Origin of the sequence: Dietzia sp. E1 (assembly GCF_014145015.1) — a bacterium.
In the GTDB taxonomy this organism is placed as follows: Bacteria; Actinomycetota; Actinomycetes; order Mycobacteriales; family Mycobacteriaceae; genus Dietzia; species Dietzia cinnamea_A.
The window spans coordinates 1-3,370 of sequence record NZ_JAALDU010000326.1; the positions used below are offsets into that span (position 1 = coordinate 1).

Annotated in this window: 5 protein-coding genes and 1 pseudogene; 2 read left to right on the top strand and 4 right to left on the bottom strand. The window is 72.2% G+C overall.

Annotated features, from left to right (window positions below; genetic code table 11):
• Positions 1-10 precede the first annotated feature (10 nt).
• Positions 11-124 carry a zinc-binding dehydrogenase gene (locus G6030_RS11070; RefSeq protein WP_241724310.1) on the top strand — a complete coding sequence of 38 codons (114 nt, stop codon included), beginning with the start codon at positions 11-13 and terminating at the stop codon, positions 122-124.
• A gap of 145 nt (positions 125-269) precedes the next feature.
• Here the strand turns inward: G6030_RS11070 and deoC are convergent, their stop codons facing one another.
• Complete coding sequence (gene deoC / locus G6030_RS11075; RefSeq protein ID WP_182643162.1) at positions 270-968, bottom strand: deoxyribose-phosphate aldolase; 699 nt, start codon at positions 966-968, stop codon at positions 270-272.
• 53 nt (positions 969-1,021) lie between these two features.
• Here deoC and purU point away from each other — a divergent pair, with 53 nt between their 5' ends.
• A complete protein-coding gene (gene purU, locus G6030_RS11080; RefSeq protein ID WP_182643163.1) occupies positions 1,022-1,888 on the top strand; it encodes a formyltetrahydrofolate deformylase in 867 nt (288 codons plus the stop codon).
• Between the two features lie 40 nt (positions 1,889-1,928).
• Here the strand turns inward: purU and G6030_RS11085 are convergent, their stop codons facing one another.
• The 3 genes and pseudogenes from G6030_RS11085 to G6030_RS11095 all read right to left on the bottom strand — a co-directional run.
• The gene (locus G6030_RS11085) at positions 1,929-2,639 is read right to left on the bottom strand and encodes a MerR family transcriptional regulator (protein WP_182643164.1); all 711 of its coding nucleotides are present in this window, start codon (positions 2,637-2,639) and stop codon (positions 1,929-1,931) included.
• Positions 2,636-2,917 carry a DUF2516 family protein gene (locus G6030_RS11090; RefSeq protein ID WP_182643165.1) on the bottom strand — a complete coding sequence of 94 codons (282 nt, stop codon included), beginning with the start codon at positions 2,915-2,917 and terminating at the stop codon, positions 2,636-2,638. The genes G6030_RS11085 and G6030_RS11090 overlap by 4 nt, the downstream gene beginning before the upstream one ends.
• A gap of 167 nt (positions 2,918-3,084) precedes the next feature.
• Positions 3,085-3,370 (bottom strand): annotated as a pseudogene (locus G6030_RS11095) (hypothetical protein); the annotation flags it as partial.

Genomic DNA, 3,370 nt, shown 5'->3' on the forward strand with positions numbered 1-3,370 from the left:
GCGGGGCGCGCTGCGGCCCACGGTCGCCGAGGTCTTCCCGCTCGAGCAGGCCGCCGAGGCGCACCGCCTGGGCGAGACCGGACGCACCACCGGGAAGATGGTGCTCACCACCGGCCGGGGCTGACACCCGCCCGGGGGGCCCGGATGCGGGCGCGTCCGGGCCGGCCGGATCTTGGTTTCGGGCTCGCCGTGGCCGGCCGGGGCCCGGTGTCGAGCTAGCGGGGTCGGCCGGGGCTCGTGTCGGGGCCCGGGTGTCGGTCTGGGCAGGCCTACTCGGGGAAGCCGTCGAGCACCGCGCGGCTGCCGCTGAGGCCGAGCCGGGTGGCGCCCGCGGCGATCATGGCTCGAGCGGTGTCGGCGTCGCGGATCCCGCCGGACGCCTTGATGCCCACCTTCCCGCCCACCGCGCGGTGCATCGCCTCGACCGCGCGCACGCTCGCGCCGCCGGCGGGATGGAAGCCGGTAGAGGTCTTGACGAAGTCGGCGCCCGCGCGCGCGACGGCGTGGCACAGGGCCTCGATCCGCTCGTCGCCCGCCTCGTCCCCCAGCGCCTTGTGGATGGCGGCGGTCTCGAGGATCACCTTGATCACCACCGGAGGCGGCACGGCGTCGCGCATCGCCAGCACGTCGGCCATCACCTCGTCGACGAGGCCCGCGATGGCGGCGCCCACATCGATCACCATGTCCACCTCGGTGGCGCCCTGGTCCACCGCGAGCCGGCCCTCCATCGCCTTGACCAGCGAGTGGTGCTTGCCGGATGGGAAACCCGCGACCGTGGCGACGATCTGCCCGTCGGGCCGCACCGGCAGCATCGCCGGGCTCACGCACACGGCCTTGACGCCCAGCTCGCGGGCCTCGTCGAGGCAGGCCCGGACGTCCTCGCGGGACGCGTCAGGCGAGAGCAGAGTGTGGTCGATCATCGAGGCGACGCGGGCGCGGGTGAGCTGAGCGGTCGGAGTGGCGTCCATGCGGGCCAGCCTAGCGGGAGCCGCCGACACGCCTGGTGGCACAATGGACACCCATGTCACGACGCTTCGTCCTCACGCTGGGCTGCCCCGACCGGATCGGTATCGTCGCCCGGATCGCCACCTTCCTCGCCGAACTGGGCGGGACCATCATGGAGGCGGCGTACCACGCGGACGAGGACACCGGCTGGTTCTTCACCCGCCAGTCCGTCGACGCCGAATCGATCGGCATGGAGATCGACGAACTCCGCCGTCGCTTCGAACGGGTGGCCAGCGAGCTGGGACCCGAGGCCGACTGGCAGATCTCCGACTCGTCCGAGCCGAAGGACGTCGTCATCCTGGTGTCCAAGGAGGGCCACTGCCTCCACGACCTGCTGGGCCGCGTCGAGAGCGGTGACTACCCCGCCCGCATCCGTGCGGTGATCGGCAACCACGACAACCTGCGGGGGATGGCCGAGGCGCACGGTGTGCCGTTCCATCACGTGCCGTTCGCGGCCGACCCCGCCGAGCGGGGCCCGGCGTTCGAGCAGGTCGCGGGACTCGTCGACGACATCGACCCGCACGCGATCGTCCTGGCCCGCTTCATGCAGGTCCTGCCGGACGACCTGTGCACCCGGTGGGCCGGCCGCGCGATCAACATCCACCACAGCTTCCTGCCCAGCTTCGTCGGCGCCCGCCCGTACCACCAGGCGCACGTCCGTGGCGTGAAGCTCATCGGCGCGACGTGCCACTACGTGACGGCCGACCTCGACGAGGGTCCGATCATCGAGCAGGACGTCATCCGCGTGGACCACACGGCGACGGTCAAGGACATGGTGCGCCAGGGCCGCGACGCGGAGAAGCTCGTGCTGGCCCGTGGACTGCGCTGGCACCTGGAGGACCGGGTCCTGGTGCACGGTGCCCGGACCGTGGTGTTCACCTAGACCGTCCGATCGGCGGCCGTCCGAACGGCGCTGCCGTCGCTCAGCCCTTGGGGAACCCGTGCCTGTCGGTGAGCAGGGTCTGGGCGGCGGACAGGAAGATGAGCCGGGCGGCCGCGCCGGCGCGCGGCAGGATGCCGGTCACGCGTCTGACGATGGTCGACTGGTCCATCCCGGAGTCCTTCATGGTCTGCACGAGCACGTCGATCGCCTCGGCCGCGGTGCTCTGACCCTCCAAGAACAGGTGACCGATCTTGTCGATCCCCTCCTCGCCGACCCCGAGCACGATCAGCTCACGGAACAGCTCCAGCATGTAGCGGTCGGCGAAGAAGTGGTCCGCCGCGGCCGAATCGCTGACCAGGCCGATCGACTCACCCCGGTCGAGCAGGTGCTCCGGTAGCTCGAACCCGGCCACCGCGTCCACTCCCCCTCGCGGCAGCCTGCGGCGTCCGCCGTTCGAGCGGCGCACGGGCCGGACGGCCTCCAGCTCGAGCAACTCCGTGAGCGTGAAGCCGTGCCGCTCGGCGATGAACAGCTCCTCGATCGTGGCGAACGTGTAGCCGCGGTCGAGCAGACGCAGGATCTGTGCGAGGCGCCGCTTGTGGTCCGGCCCGTAGAAAGCGGTGCGTCCACGCCGGACGGGAGGGGGCAGCAGACCGCGCTCCTGGTACACGCGGATGTTGCGCACGGTGGTGCCGGAGTCCTCGGCCAGTTCCTCGATCCGCTGCAGCGGCCCGGCCTCCGGCGTCTTCACCTGCGTCGACCGCCGACCGCGGGACGCACGTCGGCGAAGAACACACCCACCGCCACCATCGCGATGATGCTGAGGAAGCCGAGCGGCCGGATGGCGAACAGCAGGGCGGCGACGGCACAGATGGCGATCCAGGCCGGCTTGGGCCACTTCCCCTCGATGGAGTACGCCGAGGCGGGCGGCAGCGCGGCCAGCACCAGACCGGCCACCGCCCACACGACGAGCGCGCCCTGGATGACGAGCTGGACAGTTCCCCACGTGCCGGTAAGCGTGTCAATCACGGTTCCCAGTGTAGTGGCCCGGTCGGACACGACCGCGTGGCTATGTTCACACCCGTCCGACACGCACGGCGCCCCGGCCGGCTCGGAGAAGGAGCGGGCCGGGGCGGCGGTGCCTCACGCGACCGGGCGCGAGTGCTCATCGCGACCGGGCGCGGACGCCTGTCGCGTCAGGGGCGATCGGTGCCGGCGGGCGGCAACGGCGTGTCCGCGGTGGTCAGCGCCGGGTCGTTGTCGGCGAGCTCGACCGGCGAGGGCGCGTCCGAGTCCGAACCGGCCGGCGTCGAGCCGGTCGCCTTGGCGCCGGTGGGCTTGGTGCCGGTGGACTTCGCCGCCGACGACGTGGTGGCGGTGGGCTTGCTGCCGGTCGACGTGGCGGTGGACTTGGTCGCCGTGGACTTCTTGGCGGTGGTCTTGGCCGCCGCCTTCGCGGCCGCCGCCTCATCGGCCGTGGGC